Source organism: Arenibacter latericius DSM 15913, from assembly GCF_000424985.1.
GTDB classification, from domain to species: Bacteria; Bacteroidota; Bacteroidia; order Flavobacteriales; family Flavobacteriaceae; genus Arenibacter; species Arenibacter latericius.
In genome coordinates this window covers 1-1,230 of the sequence record NZ_AUKX01000110.1, presented here as the reverse complement: position 1 = coordinate 1,230, position 1,230 = coordinate 1, and the positions used below count along the sequence as shown (strand labels likewise).

1 protein-coding gene is annotated in these 1,230 nt (G+C 34.8%); it reads left to right on the top strand.

The features are described from left to right. The first annotated feature begins 221 nt into the window (after positions 1–221). Entirely contained in the window at positions 222–1,193 is a 972-nt protein-coding gene (locus H344_RS0116835) for an IS110 family RNA-guided transposase (protein WP_026811331.1), read from the top strand. Positions 1,194–1,230: the final 37 nt, after the last annotated feature.

The following is a 1,230-nucleotide window of genomic DNA, read 5'->3' as shown; positions in this document are numbered from 1 at the left end:
CTTAAGTTAGCATTTTAGTAAAAACACTAAATTGAGGCATATAAATAAGAAAGAACAAAAGAGAGGAATAAGGTTATTACGTACGCAGAGACCTAGATCTCGTCACCATTGAAAATCCCCTCTCTTTTCTACACAGATTTCGAACAGTTCTATGAGGCTTTAGACCTCGATTTTAAGTCGTTGAAACTCGCGTAGATTGTCCTTTCAAAAAACATTTTCTTATGAAGAAAGATATAAAATATTTTGGAATTGACATTAGTCATTTAGTTTTCGATGTCACGGATTCTGATGGCAATTACTATCAATTTAAAAACAATCCTTCAGGCTTTAAAAAATTTATAAGACTCACGGATATTAATAGTCATTGTGTGATGGAAGCAACAGGTTATTATCATTATCAGTTTGCCTATTTTTTACTGGAGTCTGGTGTTAAAGTGTCCGTAGAAAACCCATTAGCAGTAAAGCGTTTTATACAGATGAAACTAACAAAGAACAAGACCGATAAGAGTGACTCTAAACTTATTTGTGAGTATGGAAAACAGGTAGAATTGAAACTTTGGCGAGGGAATTCCAAGCATCAAACAGAGTGTCTCCAAATGACCAGACTCCTTTCAGTTTATACAAAACAAAGCACGATGTTAAAAAACAAATTACATGGCGAAGCTGTTTTAGGTAACCCAAGTAAAGCGGTTATGCAATCTTTGAAACGTAGTTTAAAACACGTCCAACAAGAAATGAAAAACTTGGAAGATAAACTGCTCGTATTAGTAAAACAAGTGCATCAAGATGTGCTAACACGCTTAAAAACGATACCAGGCATTGGGAACAAAACATCTCTTATGTTAGTTGTTCTAACAGACGGGTTCGAGCGCTTTACAAGCGGAAGTGAATTATGTAGTTATGCTGGATTAACGCCTATAATTAGACAAAGTGGTAGCAGTGTAAAAGGGCGCCCTCGCATAAGTAAAATGGGCAATCAAAAACTTCGTGATTTATTATTTATGTGCAGTTTTAATGCCTGTAAATATAATAAGGCTTGTAGAGATATTTATGAGCGACTTGTGGCCAAAGGAAAGAGCAAAAAACTAGCGTTAATAGCGGTGTGTAATAAACTATTGAAACAGGCCTTTGCTATTGCAAAATCAGGGTTAATATATGAAGATACTTACAGAAGTACTTTAGTGAAAAGTTAATGCTTTTTTACTTGTTTTTTACCACAGTACTTTGGTG